Source organism: Streptomyces sp. AC550_RSS872, assembly GCF_019049285.1.
GTDB lineage: Bacteria > Actinomycetota > Actinomycetes > Streptomycetales > Streptomycetaceae > Streptomyces.
Genome location: NZ_JAGMUL010000086.1, coordinates 1 through 270, shown reverse-complemented (window position 1 = coordinate 270; position 270 = coordinate 1). Strand labels below are relative to the sequence as shown.

Genomic DNA, 270 nt, shown 5'->3' with positions numbered 1-270 from the left:
GAACAGCACGATGGTGTTCTTCGTGGCGCTCCAGAACAGCGGGTCGTCCATCATCCGCGAGAACTGCTCCACCCCCACCCAGGGGCTGTGGAAGATCGCGGTGATGCCGTTGCCGGCGGCATAGGGGTCGTACTCCTGGAAGGCGACGACGTTGCCCAGCAACGGAACGTAGTTGAAGATCACAAGCAGGACGATCACAGGCAGCGTCATCACGATGAGCGCGCGGTCCCGACGCCACCGGACCCGGAAGGGGACCTTGCCCCCCTTGCC

Annotated in this window: 1 pseudogene; it reads right to left on the bottom strand. The window is 64.1% G+C overall.

The window, feature by feature from the left end:
* A pseudogene (locus KUM44_RS28525) lies at positions 1 to 270 on the bottom strand (sugar ABC transporter permease); the annotation flags it as partial.